Raw genomic sequence first — 20,611 nt, 5'->3', positions numbered from 1 at the left:
GCATGCGATGTATGCACTCTGGAATGCATGACTGAACGGTTCATCGAGGTGTCACTGGTCAAGCGCGGGGTCCACTGCAAGGCCAAACTCCTGGACGACCGCGCCCCGCTGACCTGCGCGGCCGTCTGGGACGCCCTGCCCCTGACCGGCGACGTCTACCACGCCAAATACGCCCGAAACGAGATCTACGCCCTCTTCCCGCCCTTCGCGGAAACGGAGCCGCCGCTGGAAAACCCGACGGTCACCCCCATTCCGGGCGATCTGTGCTATTTCGCCTTCGCCGGTACGGAACTGGGCACCAAGTCCTACGGCTACGACCGTGAGGTCCGCCCCGGCACCACGGTGGTCGACCTGGCCCTGTTCTACGAACGCAACAACCTGCTCCTGAACGGCGACGTGGGCTGGGTGCCCGGCATCGTCTGGGGTCAGGTGGTGGAGGGGCTGGAGGAGATGGCCGAGGGGTGCAACGACCTGTGGCGGTCGGGGGCGTTGGGGGAGTCCCTGAGGTTCCGGCGGATCGAGTGACGTAACTCAGCTCTCCTCGGCCAGACTTGTGGCCATGTCGAACACGATCGCCGGGCTGCTCGGTGGTGTCGTCGGGGCGCTGATCTCGGCCCTCGCCATGTTCCTCGGGCCGCTGGCACATCAGCGGCAGATCGCCCGGCAGGAGCGGGCGCGGGCCGACCGTGAGGCAACTCAGGTGCAGTTGCAGCGGGTGGCCCGGGCTCGCACGGCGATCCGGGCTTGGCACGACTTCCTGCGGCGCGCTCTCACCGACCTGGAGGCCGGTCGCGCCCTGGACGCGGAGCGGTTCCTCGCGCAGGCCGACGCCATGCGGGACGAGGCGAGGGCCGCTTCCGACGACCTTCTGGGTGGTGGACTCTGGATCGGATCGAACCAGTTCGGTGCCTTCGTGCAGGTGACGGAGGTGCTGCGCGACCACCACGCAGGGCGCGCCGACGCCGACGGCCGGGCGCTGCTCGTCGAGGACGATCTGGGCGGTCGTGCGGCGCTGGGCTGGAAGGACGACCTCTACGACTCCAGAGCGCGTCTGAACGAGGAACTCCTGGCCTACGTCGAACAACTGCGGGACATCCCCGTCGAGGTGATCGACACCGGTACGCCCGTCAGGCCCCGGAGGTCGTGACCCCGGCCTCGTAGAGCGCGTGCGCCGCCCGCAGCACCAGATCGTCGCGATGCCGGGCGGCCACGATCTGCAGGCCCACCGGCAGGCCGTCCCCGTCCGTGCCGACCGGGACGGTCGCCGCCGGCTGCTGGGTCAGGTTGAAGGGGTAGGTGAACGGCGTCCAGCCGGTCCATCGGCGGTGCCCCGAGCCCTTCGGCACCTCCGCGCCCGCCTCGAAAGCCGTGATCGGGAGGGTCGGGGTGAGCAGGAGGTCGTAGGCGTCGTGGAAGCGGCCCATCCGCCGGCCCAGTGCCATCCGGACGTCCACGGCGGCCAGATAGTCCAGCGCGGACAGGCGGGCGCCGGCCGCGCAGATCTCCCTCAGACCCGGGTCGAGCAACTCCCGCTGGTGCGGCCCCAGTCGCTGGGTCACCCGGGCCGCCCCGGTGAACCACAGGGTGTGGAAGGCGTCCACCGGGTCGGTGAAGTCGGGGTCGGTCTCCTCGACGTACGCCCCCAGCGCCGCCATCCGCTCCACCGCCCGCCGCACCGCCGCCGCGACGGCCGGGCGCACCGCCACCTGGCCGCCGAGGGACGGGGAGTAGGCGACGCGCAGGCCGCGGACCCCGCCCGACAGGGCCTCGGCGAAGGAGCCCGGCGCCGGCGGGAGCGCCGACCAGTCGCGGGAGTCGGGCGCGGCGATGACGTCCAGGAGCAGGGCCGCGTCGGCCGCGTCACGGGTCATGGGGCCGACGTGCGAGAGGGTGCCGAAGGCGCTCGCGGGGTACAGGGGGACCCGGCCGTAGGTCGGTTTCAGGGCGAAGATGCCGCAGAACGCCGCCGGGATACGGACACTGCCGCCGCCGTCCGTGCCCAGCGCGAGCGGTCCCGCGCCGAGCGCCACGGCCGCCGCCGCGCCGCCGCTGGAGCCGCCCGCGGTGCGGGTCGGGTCCAGGGGGTTGCGGGTGACGCCGGACAGCGGTGAGTCGGTGACGCCCTTCCAGCCGAACTCGGGGGTCGTCGTCTTGCCGAGGAAGACGGCGCCGTGCGCCCGCAGCCGGGCCACGGAAGGGGCGTCCTCGTCCCACCTCCCCTGCTCGGCGATGGTCTTCGAGCCCCGCAGCGTCGGCACCCCGCGCATCAGCAGGATGTCCTTCACGGTGACCGGGACGCCGTCGAGCAGTCCGGCCGGCTCGCCGCGCCGCCAGCGCTCGGCCGACTCGCCGGCCTGCGCGAGGGCCTCCTCGGCGGTGAGCCGTACGAAGGCGTTGACCTCCGGCTGGATCCGCTCGGCCCGCTCCAGGGCCGCACGGGTGGCCTCGACGGGGCTGAACTCCCCCGCGCGGTAGCCGTCGAGGAGTTGTACGGCGGTCAGTTCGGTCAGGTCCGTCATGCGTCGCCCTCCAGCCGTAGACGTCAGCGTCCGGGTACGTACCCACGCTGCTTGTCGACCACGTTCAGCAGCGGCCTGCCCGCCTCCCACCTCTCGTACAACTCCACGAACTGACGGCCGAGTTCATCCCGCCAGCCGACGGTGTCCCCGCTCATGTGCGGGGAGACGATCAGCCCCGGCAGTTCCCACAGCGGGCTGACCGGGGTGAGGGGTTCGTGCTCGAACACATCGAGCGCGGCGCCCGCGATCCAGCGCTTGGTGAGCGCCTCGGCCAGCGCCGCCTCCACCACCAGTTGCCCACGTCCGATGTTGATGAACCGGGCCGAGGGCTGCATGACGCCGAAGCGGCGCAGATCGAACATGCCGTGCGTCTGTTCGGTGAGCGGCGCGGCCGCGATCACCCAGTCGGCGCGGGACAGCAGCCGGTCGAGATCGTCCGGGCCGTGAATGCCCGTGCGTGGGACCCGGCCGACCAGCGCGGTGGTGATGTCGAGGGCCTTCAGCGTGCGGGCGATCGTCCGGCCGATGGGACCGGAGCCGACCACGCACGCGCGCGTGCCGGCCACGCGCTGCCCCTCGCGGTGCCGCCACTGCCGCGCGCGCTGGAAGTCCAGGGTCCGCGGCAGGTCCTTCGCCATCGCCAGCACCAGCGCGGCGACGTACTCGGCGATCGGCTGGTCGAAGATCCCGCGCGCGTTGGTGACCACCGTGTCGGACAGGGTGAGCTCCGGGCACATCAGGTGGTCCACGCCCGCGCTCGCCGTGTGCACCCAGCGTGGCCTCGGGCCCTCGCCGGGCCAGGCGGCGCGCACGGCGTGCGAGGTGAAGTCCCAGACCAGCAGGACGTCGGCGCGCGGCAGCCGCTCGGCGAGGGTCGACTCGTCCGCGTGCTCGACGCGGGCGCGGCCGGTGAGGCGGCCGAGGCGGGGGAGGGGATCGGCGTCCAGGACGAGAAGCGTGGGCGGCGGGCCGGAAGCGGAGGCGGGTGAGGTCATTCGAGGTCGCTTCTCCGGGGTGTGAGGGGGCGCTTTGCCAGTGCTTGCGGGGGTATGCGGGCGCCGTTTCTTAGAGTTTTACTTGAAGGAAACGGCCGTCTGACATGCGAGGTTTGACCACGCTCGCACCCGAACCTACCTTCGTCAACACGGGCGTACACACGGTCCGTTGCTCACCTGTTTCTCGTAGTGAGGACGGTGCCTGCCATGAGTGCCATGGACATCTCCTTCCTCGGTGGCCCCCACCCCCAGCGCGGTGTCGGAGTGGTCGCCCCGTTCGACTTCGCGCTGGACCGCGAGCTGTGGCGCTGGGTCCCCGACGAGGTCTCGCTGCATCTGACCCGGACGCCGTTCGTCCCGGTCGAGGTCAGCCTGGATCTGGCCCGCCTGGTCAGCGAACACGAGACGCTGAGCGACGGCGTGCGCACCCTGACCGCGATCAGTCCCGAGGTCGTCGCCTACGCCTGCACCTCCGGCAGTTTCGTCGGCGGCATCGCGGGCGAGCGGGCGATGTGCGCGGCGATGACCCGGGCGGGCGCGGTGCCGTCGGTCACCACGTCCGGGGCGCTGCTGGAGGCGCTGACCGAGCTGGGGGTGCGCCGGGTGGCGCTGGTGACGCCGTACACGGTGTCGGTGACGCGGGCCCTGGAGGACTACGTGGCCGAGGCGGGCGTCGTGGTCACGGGGTGCGCGTTCATGGGGCTGACGCGGCACATCTGGAAGGTGCCCTATCGCGACGTGGCCGAAATGGCGCGCAGGGCGGTGCGCCGCCGCCCGGTCGACGCGCTGTTCATCAGCTGCACCAACCTGCCCACCTACGACGTGATCCCCCAACTGGAGGCGGAGCTGCGCATGCCGGTTCTCTCGGCCAACCAGGTGACGATGTGGGCCGCTCTGCGCAGGGTGGGTACTCGCGCGGTGGGGCCTTATCAGGCGCTGATCGACCCGGCGGCGCGGCTCGACGAGGCGGCGCCGAGCGGACCCGTGCTTCCGGACGTGCCGGATGTTCCCGAGCAGGAACAGCAGTAGAAAGGCTGACATGACCGCACTCGGATTTCTCTACCCGGGCCACTCCGCCGAGGACGACTATCCGCGCATCGAGCAGCTGATCGGCAGCGACATCCGGATCGACCTGGTGCACACCGACATCGGCGAGGACGCGCACCGGGTGGACGCCCTGCTCCGGATGGGCTCGGCGGAGCGCCTCGCGGCGGGCGTGGAGGCGCTGCGGCTGACCGGCGCCGAGGCGGTCGTGTGGGCCTGCACGTCCGGCAGCTTCGTCTACGGCTGGGAGGGCGCCCACGACCAGGTGCGCAGCCTCGCCGTCACGGCGGGCATGCCGGCGTCCTCGACGTCCTTCGCCTTCGTGCACGCGGTCCGGGAGCTCGGCGCGCGGCGGCTGGCGGTCGGGGCGACGTACCCGGACGACGTGGCCGCGCTCTTCGCCCGGTTCCTGACGGACGCGGGCGCGGAGGTCACGGCGCTCCGCGGATCCGGGATCATCACGGCGGCGGAGGTCGGGACCTGGGGCGAGGCCGAGGTGTTCGCGCTGGCCAAGGAGGCGGACACGGCGGACGCCGATGCGGTGCTCCTGCCCGACACGGCCCTGCACACGGCCGCCCACATCCCGGCCCTGGAACGCGAACTCGGCAAGCCGGTCCTCACCGCGAACCAGGTCACCGTGTGGGAGGCCCTGCGCCTGACGGGCCGCCGCGTGAACGCGGCGGCACTGGGCGCGCTGTTCACGCGGGAGCCGATCGTGCAGGTGTAGCGGACGCCTCATTCAGGGGCGAGGGAATAAACCGGAGACTGCCTCCTGTTAACAGCTGACGCACACCGCACAGCGAACGGCAGGAGGAACCGGTGACGGCAGACGAGATCCGAGGCGAGGTACAGGGCAACGCGCCCGTCCCCCTCTCCGTGCTGGACCTGGTCACGGTCAGCGCAGGCCGTACCGCCACCGAGGCCCTGCGCACCAGCGTGGAGCTGGCCCGGCTCGCGGAGTCCCGGGGCTTCCATCGCTTCTGGGTCGCCGAGCACCACTCGATGCCCGGCGTGGCGTCCTCGTCGCCCGCGGTGATCCTCGCCCACCTGGCCGCCCACACGGACCGCGTCCGCCTCGGCTCCGGCGGCGTGATGCTCCCGAACCACGCCCCGCTGGTCATCGCGGAGCAGTTCGGCACCCTGGAGGCCATGGCCCCCGGCCGCATCGACCTGGGCCTGGGCCGCGCCCCCGGCACGGACGGCGCCACCGCGGCCGCCCTGCGCCGCACGGACCACCTGAACGAGGGCGCCGACGACTTCCCCGAGCAGCTCGCCGAGCTCACCCGCTTCCTCGACGACGACTTCCCCGACGGCCACCCCTACCGCCGTATCCACGCCGTGCCCGGCCCGGTCCAGGCGACCTCGCCCGGCGGCGTCCAGTCCCCGCACCGCCCGCCGATCTGGCTGCTGGGCTCCTCCGGCTTCAGCGCCCGTCTGGCCGCCGTCCTCGGGCTGCCCTTCGCCTTCGCGCACCACTTCTCGGCGCGCAACACCGTCCCGGCCCTGGAGCTGTACCGGGAGTCCTTCCGGCCGTCCGCCGTCCTCGACCGGCCCTACGCCCTCATCGGCGTCTCCGCCCTCGCCACCGACGAGGAGAAGGAGGCCCGCCGCCAGGTGAAGGCCGCCGCCCTCAGCATGATCCGCCTGCGCACCGGACGCCCCGGCCTCATCCCCACCCCCGAGGAGGCCGAGGCCCATGAATTCAGCCCGATGGAGCGCGAGTTCGCCGACTCCTGGAACGCCAACGTCGTCCACGGCACCGTCGACGAGGTCCGTGCCGGCCTCGACGACCTCCAAAAGCGCACCGGCGCCGACGAGTTGATGATCACGAGCAACGCGCCCGGCACGGACGTGCGCCTGCGCTCCTACGAACTCATCGCGGACGCCTACGGGTTGCCGGCCGCCTGACCGGACCCCGCCCGCCACACCCGGCGCACGTCAGACGCGTGCGCCCATCAGCTCGGAGATACGATCCGGCGGCACCGGCCGCGAGTACAGCCACCCCTGGCCGGTGTCGCAGCCGATCCGGCGCAGCCGCGAGGCCTGCGCCAGCGTCTCCACGCACTCCGCGGTGACCGTCAGACCCAGCCGGTGGGCCAACTGGATCATCGCCTCGACGACGACCTCGTCGGCCGGGTTCGGCGGAACGGCGGCGTTGTTCTCGCTCTCGTACTGGAAGCCCCGTACGAAGGAGCCGTCCAGCTTCAGCACCGAGACCGGCAGCCGGCTCAGATACGCCAGATTCGAGTAGCCGGTGCCGAAGTCGTCGATGGCGATGCGCACACCCATGTCGCTGAGCGCCTGGAGGTCCTGCAGGGGTCTGCCGGACGAACCCATCACGGCCGACTCGGTCAGCTCCAACTGGAGCAGATGCGGGGCGAGTTCCGTCTCGTCGAGGATCCGGGCCACGTCCGCCACCAGGTCCGAGTCCCAGACCTGGCGCACGGCGACGTTCACGCTCACGAAGATCGGCGGCTCGTCGGGGTACGCCACCTGCCAGGCGCGCGCCTGGCGGCAGGCGGTCGCGAGGACCCAGCGGCCCAGCGGCACGATGGAACCGTCCTCCTCGGCCAGTCCGATGAACCGATTCGGCGCCAGTACGCCGAACTGAGGATGATTCCAGCGGACAAGCGCCTCGACACCACGCAGCCGGCCGTCCTCCATCCCCACCAACGGCTGGTACTCCAGGGCGAACTCACCGCGATCGACGGCCGCACGGAGGGTCGCCGCGAGGGCCTGACGGGTGATGAGGTGGGCGTTGCGCTCGGGGTCGAAGAGCGTCCAGCGGTCCTTGCCGTCGGCTTTCGCCCAGTACAGCGTCGTGTCCGCGGCCTGCATCAGGGCGGTCGGTGTGGTGCCGGCCGCCTGGCGTTCCACGACGCCGATAGAGGCCGACACCGACAGGCGCCGGCCGGACAGGTCGAAGGGGGCCCGCAATGCCTCCAGCAACGACTCGGCCAGGTCGGCCAGTTGCTCGGTGCCCGTCGAGTCCTCGACGAGCAGGGCGAACTCGTCACCGCCGAGCCGGGCCACCAGGGGCGGGCTGGAGCGGGCGTAGCCGGCCTGTTCCGCGCAGCGCGTGAGCCGCTCGGCCACGGCCGCCAGCAGCTTGTCGCCGACGCGGTTGCCGAGGGTGTCGTTGATCGCCTTGAAGCCGTCAAGGTCCAGGTAGCACAGGCCGATTCGGCCGGTGGTGCCGCTCTCCTCGTACGACTCCACCTCCAGCGCCGCCGTCAGCCGCTCGAAGAACAGCGTGCGGTTGGGCAGCCGGGTCACCGGGTCGTGCATCTGCAAGTGCCGCAGCCGGGCCTGGAGTTCGCGGTGGGCGCTGATGTCGGCGACGGAGAGCAGGACGCCGCCGGACTCGTCGCCGGGCAGCGGCGCGACCGTGACCCGGACCCACAGGGAGTGGCCCTCCGGGTGCTTGATACGGCGCGTGCACCGCAGTTCGGCCTGACGGCCGCGCAGCACCTCGCGGTACGTGTGCCAGGTGCGCGCGTCGGAGGCGAGGTCGACCAGGTCGGCGGCGGCGGTCCCGGTCAGCTCCTCCGCGGGCGTGCCGAGCAGGCCGGCGAAGGTGGAGTTGGCGTCGGCCACCAGGCCCTCGCGGTCGACCACGGCCATCGCCAGAGGCGCGGCGGAGAAGGCCGAGGAGTAGGGCGGCGAACCGGTACCGGGGGATGGCTGTGCGTTACTTTCTGTCACGGCCGGCCCGATGAGGTCTGCCGCGGGTGTCGGCCCTTCGGACGTTCCGTTCACCGCTCGCTCCCGCAGTGCACTCGATCTTCGGATGGGTCTCATCGCAATGGTCGGCCGGGTGGATGGGGGACGGCCGAGGGGCCGTGTCCATGCAGGAAAAGTGTCAGGAAAGTGTGCCGATCATAGAGGCTGGTCCCGGGCCCTTCCACCTACTGTCCAGTGTTCCCGCGCAAGGCGCGCATCCGACAGATCGTTTCTGCCCGCACCTGGACGGCTTCTTCGAGCCCCCGACCGCTTGTGACGTTCCGTGAGCGATTCGGGGGTGTCGATTCATGCGAACCCCCGGCTCGCTCACCCGTCCGGTGCAGCACAACAGGACTTAGTACGACAATCCGACACAAGCTGGGTGTGGTGTCCCGCGAACCGCTCCCGGAGGTCCACGTGCCGCGTCAGAACCCCCTGCTCCGTGGGATGGGTCTGCTGCGGGACCGGCCCCGACTGCGCAGTGCCGCCGCCGTGTTCACCACGATGTCGGCGCTCGCCGCGACCTCCCTGGTCGTCGGCCCGTCGGTCGCGGAACCGTTCGACGCGGCACCCTGTGCCCTCCAGCGCACCGACGCCCATCACTCCGAGGGCCTGGACACCTGGAACGCCGCCTATCCGCGTCCGGCCCGCAAGCTCGACGCGGTCATGGTGTTCCTGTCCTTCCCGGACTCGGCCCCCCTGACGACCCCCGCCGAACTGACGGCCGACCACTTCCCGGCCACCACCCACTTCTTCGAACGGGCCTCCTACGGCAGGTTCACCCTGCGCCCGCACCCGCTGCGGCACTGGCTGCGCATGCCGCGACCGTCGACGGCGTACGCCATACAGCGTGACTGGCGTGTCTCCGACCGGGCCGCCTATCTGCGGGACGCGCTCGCGGTGGCGGACCGGCAGGTGGACTTCTCCCGCTACGACGTCGTCTACTTCGTCGCCGACCCCGACGCGCCCGGCGTCGACTCGGACGCCACGAAGGTCGTCAACCTGGAGACACCGCTGCGGGCCGACGGCACGGACATCCGGCGGGTCGTCACCGTGTTCGAGAACCATCCGCCGGACCGGCTGGTCCTCGCGCACGAGACCGGGCATGTCTTCGACCTGCCGGACCTGTACCACCGTCCGGTGGACGGCAAGGGCGACTGGGACACCTACGTCGGCGACTGGGACCTGATGGGCAGCCAGTTCGGCATGGCGCCGGATCTCTTCGGCTGGCACAAATGGAAGCTCGGGTGGCTGGAGCCACGGCAGGTGGTGTGCGTGCAGGCCAGCGGCGCCGGGTCCGCCCGGCTGACGCTGGAGCCGCTGTCGGCGGGCCCGGGGCCCGCGGTGCGCACGGGTGCGGCCGGGGCGGGCAACGCATTACGCGCGAACGGCGACTACGGCTCCTACGGTTCCGACGCCTCGCACGGCGCCGTGCCGGGGTTCGGGCTGGGCAACGGCATCAAGCTCGCCGTCGTCCGTACGGGTGCGGACAGTGCCCTCGCCTTCGAGGTGCGCGGTCCGGTGGGCAACGACGTGCAGACCTGCAAGCAGGGGTTGCTGGTGTACCGGGTGCGCAGCCAGACCGAGTCCGGGGGCGGGCCGGTCGAAGTGATCGACGCCCATCCCCACAGCGAGGCCTGCTGGGAGGAGTCCGTCTACCCACCGCTCGCGGACGCCCCGGTCGGACTCGGGGAGAGCTTCACGGTGCCGGGGGAGGGAGTCCGGGTGGAGGTCGAGGGCCGGACGGCCTCGGGAGCGTGGACGGTAAAGATCGCGACGGCTAGCAGGACTGGCGGCGGGGCCGGGTAGTGCCCGCCCGGCGGGCGACGCTATGCGAAATACCCCTCGCTCTCGCGGCGCCCCTCTCGACGGCGTCGAAGCCGTTCCGGCGGGACTCGGGAGGGGGAGGCCGCCGGGGACTGACCCCGAATGCGAAAGGCCCCCCGCGGTTGCGAGGGGCTTTCACTGTCTGTGCGCCGCCAGGGACTCGAACCCCGGACCCGCTGATTAAGAGTCAGCTGCTCTAACCAACTGAGCTAGCGGCGCCTGCTGACGTCGTAGACCTTAGCATCCTGATCCGGGTGGGGAAAAATCGATATCCGAACGGCAGCGCGAGCCGCACGCACCGCCGCCCAGAGCATGACCTCGGGGCCCGGCAGCCAGGGATTACGGGTGTCCGGGGCAACCAGCCAGCGGGAACCGGAGGGCGCCGGGGGCGCGGCGTCGCGATCCATCGGGGCCGGGACCGTCACCGCGTCCCCGGTGCCGTGGCACAGCAGCGGCGGGATGCCGTCCGTGCGGCTGAACTCCTCCCAGCGCAGCAGCGAGGGCAGCCGCTGGGCGGTGCCCGGCGCGGCGAACATCAGGATCCGCCCCCGCAGGACGGCCACCGGTCCGGAGCCCGGGCCCTCGTCCCACAGCCGGTCGAGCATCCGGCGCCCGAAGAGCGCGGGGGCGCTGACGACGTCGAAGGCGGAGCCGCAGGGCAGGACCACCGGGGCCGCGGGGCGCTCCTCCCAGAGGGCGAGCGTGCTGCGCGGATACGTTCCTGCCGAGGCGAGCCAGGCGGCGCCGTCGGGGGTGGTCCCTGGGGTGACGTCGAAGCGGTCGTCGGAGAAGAGGTCGTCCCGTGTGCTGCTCATGACGTCTACATCTACCTGGCGTGATGGACCGATCCCGGAGGGTTGCCGAAAAGCCGGACAGGAGAGGGTGGGAGCGGGTATCTTGCCCGCCTGGCATATGCCAAAGGATGGCGGTGAGTGAACGCCGTCGCGCTGCCGGTCACACCGGGTCGACGTGCCCCGGCCCCTCGACACCCCGCATCAGATCCCTGCCGAACTCCACCATCTTCTTGGCGTAGTCCTCGGTCCACTCGGCCTGCTCGGCGATGTCCGCGGGCGTCAGCCGGTCGAACCGGCGGGGATCCGCCAGCTGGGCCGCCGCGACGGCCTGGAACTCCACCGCGCGGTCCGCGGCCGCCCGGAACGCCTGCGTCAGCTCGGTCGCCCGCGCCAGCAGCGCACGCGGGTCGTCGATCGACTCCAGGTCGAAGAAGTGCTCCGGGTCCTCTGCCACCTGCGCGGGCTCGAAAAGCAGGGGCGCGGGGCGTAGCCGCGGTTCGTTGCGACGCGGCGTGGGCTCCGCCATGTCTTGTCCTCCTCGTACGTCACCGATCTCGTCGGTCACCGGCGACCCGGCTGTGGTCCGGTCCACCGTCCATTGTCCCGCGCCTGCGCAAGTGGGCGTAGGAACAGGTCGAACAGCGCCGTCTCCCTCAAGGCCGCCACGGCACCCGATGTTCCGAGAGCCTGGCCAACACCGCGTGATTCGCCTCCCAACCGTCAGGGAACTTCACCACCGTCCCCAGCTGGACCGGCTCCGTCGACGGATAGTCGTCCAGGAGCTCGCTCACCCCCGCACGGCACACCACGATGCACGCGTGCCGGTGGCGGGAGGCCAGGACGCACAGGCGGCCCGTCTCCAGGTGGAAGGCGGTGGCGTCGGGGCGGCCGGAGAGCGGGTGCAGGACCACGGTCACGTCGTACTCGCGGCCCTGGAGCCGGTTCGCGGTGTCGACGATGACGTCCGTCACGCCCAGCTCGGCCAGTGCCGAACGGACGGCCGCCGCCTGGTCCCGGTGGGCCGTGCCGACCGCGATCCGGTCGGCGGTCAGGGGCGCGGAGCCGAGAGCTTGGGGGAGTTCCGACGTCGCCGCGCCGCCCCGGTCCAGCAGGCGCCGTACGACCGTCGCCAGCGCCCGGACCGCCTCGGGATCGGTGCGCGGGGTGTGCCGGGCCGGCAGTTCCAGCAGCCCCCAGCCCGACTCCGCCGCCTCGTCGATCACCCGGTCGGGGCCCGAGCCGTCCGACGGGACCGCGAAGGAGAGATGACGGTCGCCGTGGTCGGTGCCGCTGCGGAAGGGGGTGAAGGGGTAGAAGGCGTCGGAGACCAGGGGCGCCGCCGAGGCCGGGAGGCGCCAGGACACCGGCAGGCGGTGCTGGGGCAGCTCGGGGTTGTGCGCGAGAAGGGTCGTCACGGCGGACCCCGAGGGGTCGTACGACAGGCCCGCCCACTGCTCGCTGCCGACGATGGCGAAGGGGTCCAGCTGGCCCGGGTCGCCGACGAACAGCGCCCGTTCGAAGAGGCCGGCCACCGCGAGCAGGGAGTCCGAGCGCATCTGGTACGCCTCGTCGACGATCGCGTGCCGCCAGGGCTCGTCGACCTTGACATGCGCCCACTTGGCCGCGGTGGACACGACGACCGGCAGGCCCGCGAGATCGCCCGCCTTCGCCGACTTGCGTACGTTCGCCAGGCCGTCCAACGCCTTGTCGTACGGGTCGGAGTCGCTGCTGTGCAGCCGGCCCACCGGCAGCTCCGGGTCCTTCGCGGCGAGCCGGAGCACCAGGTCGTCGACCTGGGCATTGGTCTGCGCGACGATCATCAACGGGCGCCCGGCGTCCGCGAGTTCCAGGGCCGCGCGGACGACGAGCGTGGACTTGCCGGCGCCGGGCGGGGAGTCGACCACCACCCCGCGCGCCTCGCTGTGCAGGGTGTTGTGCAGGATCGCGTCGGTGGCCTCGGCCGCCGCGGCACCGGGGTCGAACACGACGGTCACAGCACGTCCTCCTGGGTCGGCGCATCGGCGGCCTCGGGCACCTGTTCCCCGGGCGGCCCGCCGTGCGTCCACGGCGTCTGCTCGGGTTCGGGCAGCTTCGCGCCGCCCCGCTGCTCGTGCTCGAACAGCGTGAAGCAGACCAGGTCGCCCTTCTGCGGCACCGCCCCCTCCTCCGGCTCCTTGCCGCGGCCCATCTTGTCCAGCACGCGCAGGACGAACAGCGCGCCGCCGTCCTCGTCGAGGTCGCCCTCGTGGCCGACGAACTCCGCCGACTGCGGCTTCCCGCCCAGCGACCGGAACACCTTGGCGCGCTCGCCCAGATGAGGCCGGTCGTCCGTGCGGACGGTGACCAGGGGCCGCGGGCTCGGCCGCTTGCCCTCGCTGTACGCCATCACCACATCGGTGACCTCGCCCGCGAACGCCTCCCCGGTCAGCCGCCGCCCCGCCATCACCAGCGGATCGTCGAGCGCCTCCTGGGCCTCCAGGCGGGCCTGTTCCCGCTCGCGCGCGGCGAGCTTGTTCGCGGCGGTGACCGCGTCGTCGCGGCGCGGCTGCGGGGGCTCACCGGCGAGGACACGGTCGCGGTGGGCGGTGAACGACCAGCGGTCGCGGGTCCACCGCTCCTCCACCCGCGCGGCCTGCGGCAGCTCCCGCAGCAGGTCGAGGCCCCGCCAGACCGCGTCCCAGGTGGGCCGGGTCCGGCTCGCCACGAGGGCGCGAATCTCCCGCTCGGCGGCGGTGAGGCCCCCCAGCCGGTCGTCGGCCTCCAGCCCGTCCTCGGACGCGGCGAGGGCGGTGCGGGCGCGGTCGTAGCGCTCGATCGCGGGGGCGAGCAGCTTGTTGTCGAACGCCGGGTCGGTGGCGGGACCGGCGGGCGGGCACAGCAGCTGGCCGTCCCGGTCGCGCGCCAGCTCCGCCCGCAGGGCCGCCTCGGCGCCCGTCTCGCCCTCGGGCGGGGCGATCCAGGCGAGCAGCGCGCCCAGGTGCTGGTCCTCCAGGGTGGACTGCCCGGTCGCCCAGTGCCGGGACAGCAGGTCCGTCATGGCCGGCAGCAGCGAGGAGCTGGGCACGCGGGCCCGCTCGCCGAAGTGGGTCAGCCAGCGACCGAGCAACGGCACGCGCGGGGGCGCGGGATAGGGGGTCTCCGGGTCCTGCTCCGCCGTACGCCTGAAGCGCATGGAGCGGCCGAGGAGCCGTACGAATTCGATGCCCGCGCGGCTCGGCATGATCAACTGCGGGGCGTCCGCGCACAGTTCGACCTCGACCTTGACCCGCTTGCCCGTCTCCGGATCGGTCTCGCTGCGCTCGGCTGCCTCCACGTCCTCGGCGAAGGCGTCGATGTACGGCAGGACGACGTCCGCCAGCTCGGACAGGAACGCGAACCTGAGGTCCCGGTCGCGCGGCTGCGGTACGACCAGCAGGTGCGGGGCGTCCCGGTCCGTGCCGACCAGCGCGCCGAGCGGGGCGCCGGCCTCACCGGCGGTGGTGAGGGGCACGAAGACGAGCGGGCGCTGCGACAGGTACCGGTGGCGGACGGTCGCGGCGGGCTGAGCGCGACCCGTGCTGACGGCTTCCAGACGGGCGAGGGTGGAGATCAGCGACACGCGGCCACCACCTGGTCGCCGAGGGCCTCCGCACGCAACCGGGCCGCCCTGCGCAGTGCCGCCACCGCCGGGTCGTCCGGGTCACCGGACTCGCCGCGGGACGCCGACAGGACGTCCTCGACGGTGGTCAGGCCGCCCAGCTCGGCCCGCACCGAGCGGCCCAGCGAGGTCACGGCGCCGGACGCCAGGGAGCGGCCACGGCAGTGGAAGGCCAGCTCGCAGGCGGACAGGCACTCGGGCGCGTACGTCGCCGGGACCGACTCGACGGCCGCCGTCAGGTCGGCCGCGGGCAGCTCGGGGGAGAAGCAGGTGCCGGCGGGGAGCGCGTCGGCGATGTCCTCGATGCGGGTCAGACGCTCCAGCTGGCGGGCGGTCACCGCGCGCTGCTTGCGCACGTCGACGGCCGAGGCGGTGGGCAGGTTGGAGAAGTCCTTGGGGCAGACCAGCAGGATGCGGTGCCGCACGCGCGGGGCGGGCTCCAGCCTGGCGGCGAGCTCCTCCAGCGCCAGCACGTACACCGCCGCCTGCCGTGCGGCCGCGCCCACCTTCGCCGGGTCCGCCGAACCGTCCAGCATCGGGAAGGACTTGATCTCCACGACCGTCCAGCTGCCGTCCGGGTGCACGACGACCGCGTCCGGCTCAAGGAAGGCGGGCGAGCCGGCGACGTCCAGCGCGAGCATGGGGTGGTCCAGCAGGGTCCACTCGCCGAGCGCCTCGGTGGCCTCGCGCAGCGCCAGTGCCGTACGGGCCGTGCGGCCCTCGGGGCCGGTCGCGGTGAGCGCGGGCACGCGCGCGGGGGCGGGCGGTTCGGCGCTGCGGTCCAGCTTCTCGCGCACCAGGCGCAGCAGCTCCGCGCCGCCGTCCGCCTTGACCTTGGCCTCGAAGGCATTGCCACGGGTGAGGGCGAACTGTGACTGTCCGAAGGCCGACGGCGAGCCCAGCGCGCCCGCCAGCGCCGCCTTGTTCACCCCGGCGCCGTCCAGGATCGCGCGCCGCTTGCAGCCGGGGTTGGCGGCGAGGGCGGCCAGGGCGCGCGCGTCCAGCGCCTTGGCCGGTACGTCGGGACCGCGCAGCTCAGCGAGCCGGTGCCGCAGCGCCGTCCCCCGCGTCCTGGGAAGAGGCACTCGGCTCGGCTCCGGATCCGAACCGGGACTCGCGCTGCCGTGGAATTCGCTCACCCGCGGAAGTCTGGCATCCGCCACTGACAATTGAGGAAGAAGTGGCGCCGGAACCCACCGTGACGGGGGCGACCGCGTCCCTTGCGACCGCGTTCCTCGCGACCGCGCCGGCGGCGACCTTGCCGGCGGCGACCGTACCGACGGCGGCCCCGACCGGCGTGGCCCCCATCCCGAACCGCTCCCTCGCCCGGTCCATGATCCGCATCACATACGGCGCCAGCAGCAGCCCGACGCCCATCACGGCAGCGCCCGCGACCGCGTCGAGGAAGTAGTGGTTGGCGGTGCCCATCACCACGATCGTGGTGATCAGCGGGTAGGCGACCGCGGCGACCTTCGTCAGGCGCGTCCCGCCGAACCGCCACAGGATGACCCCGCACCACAGCGCCCAGCCGACGTGCAGGCTCGGCATGGCCGCGTACTGGTTCGTCATGCCGCCGAGGCCCTTCGGCGCACTGGCCTCACCGGCCCACCAGCCGTAGGAGCTGTACTGGGCCATCGTGTCGACGAAGCCGTGGCCGTCGGCGAGCAGCCGGGGCGGGCAGGTCGGCAGCAGGGTGAAGCCGATCAGGCCTATGAAGGTCGACGTCATCAGCCAGGTGCGGGCCGCGCGGTAGTGCACGGTGCGGGACCTGAAGAGCCACACCAGGAGCACGGGCGTGACCAGGTAGTGCAGTGACGCGTACCAGAAGTCGGCCGGGACGCCGAGCCAGGGCTCACTGGTGAAGAGGCGGTTGAGAGGGTGCTCCGCGTTGAGGTACAGGGCCTTCTCGAGGTCCAGTATCGCCAGGCCGTGGTCGACGGCGGAGCTGACATCACCCCGGGCGAGCAGTCGGCCCGCCGAGTAGCAGGCGTAGACCAGCAGTATCAGCGGCAGCTCGGTCCACCAGCGCAGGCGGGTCCGCGGCGTCGCCTCCACGCCAGCTATATCGGCGTGCGGCATCCGATCGCCTCCCCCTTCATCTCACCGCGTCCGGTGGACGGTCGTACCACTTTACGGTGTATGCGGGCGCCCCCTTCGGGCGCCCTGGACCACTAGACGCAGAGATCGCCCACCGGGTTGCCCCGGCACAGCGTGCGCGATGATGGACGGGTTCCGCCTCTCATTTCTCCCGGAAGGCCCCCGCAATGGCACCGCGCATCCTGCTGGCCCGGCACGGACAGACGGCGTGGTCGCTGTCCGGGAAGCACACCGGCAGGACCGACGTGCCCCTCCTGGAGGAGGGCCGCCGGGGCGCGAAACTGCTCGGCGAGCGCCTGCACCGGCAGCCGTACGACGGGCTGGACGGCGTCGAGGTCCGCACCAGCCCGCTGTCACGCGCGCGTGAGACGTGCGAACTCGCCGGCTTCGGCGACCGCGCGCGTACCTGGGACACGCTCATGGAGTGGGACTACGGCGCCTACGAGGGCATGACTCCGGCGGACATCCAGGCGATACGCCCCGGCTGGCTCATCTGGCGCGACGGTGTGCCCGAGGGGGAGACCCTGTCCGAGATGACGGCCCGCGCCGACGAGGTGGTGGCCTGGGCCCGCGAGGCGGACCGGGATGTGCTGGTGTTCGCGCACGGGCACATCCTGCGGTCCATAGGCGCGCGCTGGCTGGGGCTGCCGCTCGACTTCGCGGCCCGCATCAGGCTGAACCCGACCTCACTGTCGGTGCTGGGGTGGGCCTACGGCGAGCCGGCGATCGAGAGCTGGAACGACTCCGGTCACCTGGCCGGCTAGCCCACCCGCAAGCCCGCCCCGCCGCTCACGCCATACGGGGCGCCGACGCGTGCCGCTCCAGGAACGCCGACACCCCGCTCGCCCGCCGGTGGGGCAGCAGCACCCGGGCCGTGCCCGCGAGCATCGTCTGGACCCGCGACGACTGCACCAGGTCCAGGAGGTCCAGCACCCGCATCCCGGCCGCCGCCGCCTCGTCGGGGCGTCCGCCCCGCGCCAGGTCGTCCGCCAGCTGCGCGGTGTACAGGGCGATGTTGCGCGTGAAGTGGGGATCCTGCAGCTGGGCCGCGCGCCCCGCGTGCCGCGCCGCCCGCTGCCAGTTGCCCAGCGTCGACCAGCACTGCGCCTCCAGGACCTCCAGCTCGGCCTCGCCGTAGAAGCTCATCCACTCGGGGTCGGACTCCGAGCGGCCCCGCTCGAAGAGGGCGTGCGCACGGGCGAGGGACTGCTCGCAGCCGGTGCGGTCGGCGAGCCCCGCCCAGCCGCCGGCCTCGCGCAGTGCGAGCAGCGACATCAGCCGGGAGGAGCCCAGGGAGCGCCCGACGCGTTGCGCGGCCTGGGCCGCCCGCACCGCCTCACGGGGTCTGCCCGCGTCCCGCGCGAGGAAGGACGTATTGCAGAAGGCGTGTGCCTCAAGAGCCGCGTCGCCCGCCATCCGGGCCGTCGCGAGCGCCTCCGCGTAGTGCGAGCGCGCGTCGTCGAAGCGGCCCGAGTCGTGGGCCAGCCATCCCACCGAGATGGCCAGTTCACCCGCGCCCGAGTGCAGCCGGTCGCCGGTCGCCTGCCGGGTCGTACCGGCGTCGAGCAGTGCGTAGGCCGCCCGCAGCGGAGCGGCGGCGCGCCGGTAGAGGCCGTCGGCGCCGTGCCGGTCGTCGAGCAGCCGGATGCGGCGTACGGCCTCTTCGAGCGCGTCTGCCTCACGCCCCCCGACACGTCGGACGGGACGCTCCGTGGCCGCGGCTTCGTAGGCGAGCCCCAGGGGGCTCAGCGAGGCGGCGGCCACCGTGGCGCCCCCGCCGGTCATGAATGCGCGACGTAGCACGTCGCTCTCCTCGTGGTTCTCGTGGTTCTGCGCTGTGCCGTACGCGTCACACGGGTCGTACGGGTCCTGCGGGTTCAGTGGGTCATACGGCTCGTGGGCCCCCTGCGTCTCACTCGTGGTGCACGCCGGGCTCGTGGTGCGTGCCAGGGGCGCGTCCTCGTCGGCGTGCGCCCGGCGTCCGCGTACGGACGAGCGGGGCGCAAAGCCCAGGTCGGTGAGTGTGCGGCCGGGGAACATGTGCAGGAACACCCGTTCGTACGCATAGTTGGGGCAGCGGATCTCGCCGGCCTCGACCCTGCCGACGTAACGCGCGTCACAGCTGACCCGCTCCCCGATCTCGCGCGCGGCCCGTCGCACCGCCGCGGCGAACTCGGCCGGCGAGCGCTGTCCGCGCAACTGCCGGAACGCGAGGTTCGGCCTCGGTGGCCTGGTGGGCTGGGACGAGGTCAGCTCTGACGACGCCATGGCCGGGTCCTCTCGTGCGAACCGTCGAACCATGCCGGGACGAGGACGAGTTGAACCGAAAATCCGTGTGATGCCCTTGCGTCCGGCGGGCAAGAACGTACCTGCTGTAGTGGAGCCACCACGCAGGGTTTGGCTACAAACCGGATATCTCATACGTGATCTGCCATGAACTGCCATCCTTTGCGGCTGACTTCCGCCGTAGCCGTTGACGTCGCGCCGCGTTGAACTCTTCGGACTGCAAAAGGGGTTCCGTGGTGGAGGTCGGGATGGAGACCAGCCAGAGAGTCGTTCCTCGTACACCGTCGACAACGGCGGGGCACGCGCCGACCGCAGAGTGCAGCGAGCCGCCGGGCGCGGGCTGCGACCCGGAGGCGGGCTGCGACGTGGTCACCGTCCCGACGCGGCAGGGCCTGGAGGCGGTCGACATCCTGCGGCGGGGCGCCTGCGAGGCGGTGGGACCCGTGCTGCACGACGACGGTGGCGATACCCTCGGCTTCGTGGTCCCGTCGGGCACGGCCGCCGCCTGGGACGTGCCGGGCAGCACCTGCACGGAGACCGACGGGCGCGGGCTGAGCCTCGACCTGAGCGTCGAGCCGCCGGTCGAGGGCTCGGACTGGCTCCTGCCGCCCGGGGAGGCGGACCTGGCGACCGATCCCGCGGTGCTGCGGGCGGCGCTGGGCGAGGCGGCCCGGCTGATCGAGGCGGCCGACAACTGTCGGTGACCGGTGACCGGCGCGATGCCGCGTCGCCGCCGTCCGCCCGCCCCCGCGGCAGGCCGGTGACCAGGCATGTCCCGGCGGCAGGTGGGACCGCCCGGACCCCCTGATAATGGCCGAGTGGGAAAGTTCAAGAAGCCCCGGCGCTCAGCCGTCGAGCTCGCCTCCGTCGTCGAGAGCGTCGACGGCGGGCTCGCCGAGCTCATACCCGACCGGGACCGCGCGCGGGCCTGGACCCTGCTGATCGACGGGGCGCCGCAGTCGCACGTCGACCTGGACGACCCCGCCTATCTCTCCTTCGAGTACCAGCGCCGCCTCGGGCACGTCATCGACCTCGTCGCCCCGCCCGGCAAACCGGTACAGGCCGTGCACCTCGGCGGCGGTGCCCTCACCCTCGCCCGCTACGTCGCCGCCACCCGCCCCCGCTCCACCCAGCAGGTCGTCGAGCGCGACGCGGCCCTCGTCCAACTGGTCCGCCGCGAACTCCCCCTGGACCGTGCCGCCCGCGTCCGGGTGCGCTCGGCCGACGCACGCGAAGGGCTCGCCAAGGTGCCCGACGGCTGGGCCGACCTCGTCATCGCCGACGTCTTCAGCGGGGCCCGCACCCCGGCCCACCTCACCTCGACGGAGTTCCTCGACGAGGTCCGCCGCGCGCTGCGGCCCGGTGGCTGGTACGCCGCCAACCTCGCCGACGGTCCGCCGCTCGCGCATCTGCGGGGCCAGATCGCCACCGCCGCCGCCCGGTTCGCCGAGTCGGCGCTGGTGGCCGACCCGACGGTGCTGCGCGGCAAGCGCTTCGGCAACGCGGTCCTCCTCGCCGCCGACCAGCCACTGCCGCTCGCCGAGCTGACCCGCCGCGCCGCCTCCGACCCGCACCCGGGCCGGGTCGAACACGGCCGGTCCCTCACGGACTTCACCGGGGGCGCCGTACCGGTCACGGACGCGGCGGCGGTGGCCTCACCGGCGCCGCCGGCGTCCGTCTTCAGGTGAA

At 72.6% G+C, this 20,611-nt stretch carries 19 protein-coding genes and 1 tRNA gene; 9 read left to right on the top strand and 11 right to left on the bottom strand.

From position 1 onward, the window contains the following. Positions 1 to 27 precede the first annotated feature (27 nt). Together OG254_RS18610 and OG254_RS18605 are read left to right on the top strand one after the other, a co-directional pair. Positions 28 to 525 (top strand): DUF3830 family protein, encoded by a 498-nt coding sequence (locus OG254_RS18610; protein WP_405583158.1) that lies wholly within the window; start codon positions 28 to 30, stop codon positions 523 to 525. Between the two features lie 34 nt (positions 526 to 559). Then, on the top strand, positions 560 to 1,147 hold the full coding sequence (locus OG254_RS18605; RefSeq protein ID WP_405583156.1) for a hypothetical protein: 588 nt from the start codon (positions 560 to 562) through the stop codon (positions 1,145 to 1,147). Here the strand turns inward: OG254_RS18605 and OG254_RS18600 are convergent. Continuing rightward, on the bottom strand, positions 1,128 to 2,519 hold the full coding sequence (locus OG254_RS18600; RefSeq protein ID WP_405583154.1) for an amidase: 1,392 nt from the start codon (positions 2,517 to 2,519) through the stop codon (positions 1,128 to 1,130). The two genes, OG254_RS18605 and OG254_RS18600, sit on opposite strands and share 20 nt — an antisense overlap. A 23-nt stretch (positions 2,520 to 2,542) precedes the next feature. Then, positions 2,543 to 3,514, bottom strand: a complete 972-nt coding sequence (locus tag OG254_RS18595) for a D-2-hydroxyacid dehydrogenase (protein WP_405583152.1) — start codon at positions 3,512 to 3,514, stop codon at positions 2,543 to 2,545. A gap of 216 nt (positions 3,515 to 3,730) precedes the next feature. Here OG254_RS18595 and OG254_RS18590 point away from each other — a divergent pair, with 216 nt between their 5' ends. The 3 genes from OG254_RS18590 to OG254_RS18580 all read left to right on the top strand — a co-directional run bounded on the left by OG254_RS18590 (position 3,731) and on the right by OG254_RS18580 (position 6,466). Then, on the top strand, positions 3,731 to 4,543 hold the full coding sequence (locus OG254_RS18590; protein WP_351190328.1) for an aspartate/glutamate racemase family protein: 813 nt from the start codon (positions 3,731 to 3,733) through the stop codon (positions 4,541 to 4,543). 10 nt (positions 4,544 to 4,553) lie between these two features. Continuing rightward, complete coding sequence (locus tag OG254_RS18585) at positions 4,554 to 5,285, top strand: decarboxylase (protein ID WP_405583150.1); 732 nt, start codon at positions 4,554 to 4,556, stop codon at positions 5,283 to 5,285. 92 nt (positions 5,286 to 5,377) lie between these two features. Then, complete coding sequence (locus OG254_RS18580; RefSeq protein ID WP_405583148.1) at positions 5,378 to 6,466, top strand: LLM class flavin-dependent oxidoreductase; 1,089 nt, start codon at positions 5,378 to 5,380, stop codon at positions 6,464 to 6,466. A gap of 30 nt (positions 6,467 to 6,496) precedes the next feature. Here OG254_RS18580 and OG254_RS18575 read toward each other — a convergent pair whose 3' ends face one another. Then, entirely contained in the window at positions 6,497 to 8,359 is a 1,863-nt protein-coding gene (locus OG254_RS18575; RefSeq protein WP_405583146.1) for a putative bifunctional diguanylate cyclase/phosphodiesterase, read from the bottom strand. A gap of 309 nt (positions 8,360 to 8,668) precedes the next feature. On the opposite strand from OG254_RS18575, the gene OG254_RS18570 reads away from it, so the two are divergent. Then, positions 8,669 to 10,090, top strand: a complete 1,422-nt coding sequence (locus tag OG254_RS18570) for a M6 family metalloprotease domain-containing protein (protein ID WP_405583144.1) — start codon at positions 8,669 to 8,671, stop codon at positions 10,088 to 10,090. Positions 10,091 to 10,253: 163 nt separating this feature from the next. Here OG254_RS18570 and OG254_RS18565 read toward each other — a convergent pair. The 7 genes from OG254_RS18565 to OG254_RS18535 form a co-directional block, all read right to left on the bottom strand. Beyond that, positions 10,254 to 10,327, bottom strand: a tRNA-Lys gene (locus tag OG254_RS18565). Then, positions 10,318 to 10,923, bottom strand: a complete 606-nt coding sequence (locus tag OG254_RS18560) for a bifunctional DNA primase/polymerase (protein WP_405583142.1) — start codon at positions 10,921 to 10,923, stop codon at positions 10,318 to 10,320. Before OG254_RS18560 ends, OG254_RS18565 begins: the two co-directional genes overlap by 10 nt. 139 nt (positions 10,924 to 11,062) lie before the next feature. Then, on the bottom strand, positions 11,063 to 11,428 hold the full coding sequence (locus OG254_RS18555) for a hypothetical protein (RefSeq protein WP_351189803.1): 366 nt from the start codon (positions 11,426 to 11,428) through the stop codon (positions 11,063 to 11,065). A 127-nt stretch (positions 11,429 to 11,555) separates the two neighbouring features. After that, positions 11,556 to 12,896 carry an AAA family ATPase gene (locus OG254_RS18550; RefSeq protein ID WP_405583140.1) on the bottom strand — a complete coding sequence of 447 codons (1,341 nt, stop codon included), beginning with the start codon at positions 12,894 to 12,896 and terminating at the stop codon, positions 11,556 to 11,558. Continuing rightward, positions 12,893 to 14,500: a hypothetical protein gene (locus tag OG254_RS18545; protein ID WP_405583138.1), complete on the bottom strand. Its 1,608-nt coding sequence runs from the start codon at positions 14,498 to 14,500 to the stop codon at positions 12,893 to 12,895. Before OG254_RS18545 ends, OG254_RS18550 begins: the two co-directional genes overlap by 4 nt. Then, positions 14,491 to 15,624, bottom strand: coding sequence for a hypothetical protein (locus OG254_RS18540; RefSeq protein WP_405583136.1), 1,134 nt, complete (start codon positions 15,622 to 15,624; stop codon positions 14,491 to 14,493). Before OG254_RS18540 ends, OG254_RS18545 begins: the two co-directional genes overlap by 10 nt. After that, positions 15,575 to 16,618, bottom strand: coding sequence for a phosphatase PAP2 family protein (locus OG254_RS18535; protein ID WP_405583134.1), 1,044 nt, complete (start codon positions 16,616 to 16,618; stop codon positions 15,575 to 15,577). The genes OG254_RS18540 and OG254_RS18535 overlap by 50 nt, the downstream gene beginning before the upstream one ends. A 185-nt stretch (positions 16,619 to 16,803) precedes the next feature. Here OG254_RS18535 and OG254_RS18530 point away from each other — a divergent pair, with 185 nt between their 5' ends. Continuing rightward, positions 16,804 to 17,400 carry a histidine phosphatase family protein gene (locus tag OG254_RS18530; RefSeq protein WP_405583132.1) on the top strand — a complete coding sequence of 199 codons (597 nt, stop codon included), beginning with the start codon at positions 16,804 to 16,806 and terminating at the stop codon, positions 17,398 to 17,400. 25 nt (positions 17,401 to 17,425) lie between these two features. On the opposite strand, the gene OG254_RS18525 is transcribed toward OG254_RS18530, so the two are convergent. Beyond that, the gene (locus OG254_RS18525; protein ID WP_405583130.1) at positions 17,426 to 18,904 is read right to left on the bottom strand and encodes a hypothetical protein; all 1,479 of its coding nucleotides are present in this window, start codon (positions 18,902 to 18,904) and stop codon (positions 17,426 to 17,428) included. 266 nt (positions 18,905 to 19,170) lie between these two features. Here OG254_RS18525 and OG254_RS18520 point away from each other — a divergent pair, with 266 nt between their 5' ends. Both OG254_RS18520 and OG254_RS18515 read left to right on the top strand, forming a co-directional pair. Further along, positions 19,171 to 19,626: a hypothetical protein gene (locus tag OG254_RS18520; protein WP_405583128.1), complete on the top strand. Its 456-nt coding sequence runs from the start codon at positions 19,171 to 19,173 to the stop codon at positions 19,624 to 19,626. Positions 19,627 to 19,740: 114 nt separating this feature from the next. Continuing rightward, positions 19,741 to 20,610, top strand: coding sequence for a fused MFS/spermidine synthase (locus tag OG254_RS18515; protein ID WP_351189782.1), 870 nt, complete (start codon positions 19,741 to 19,743; stop codon positions 20,608 to 20,610). Position 20,611 lies beyond the last annotated feature (1 nt).

It is taken from the genome of Streptomyces sp. NBC_01092 (assembly GCF_045039535.1).
Classification (GTDB): domain Bacteria; phylum Actinomycetota; class Actinomycetes; order Streptomycetales; family Streptomycetaceae; genus Streptomyces.
This window is presented reverse-complemented; position numbering and strand designations above follow the sequence as displayed.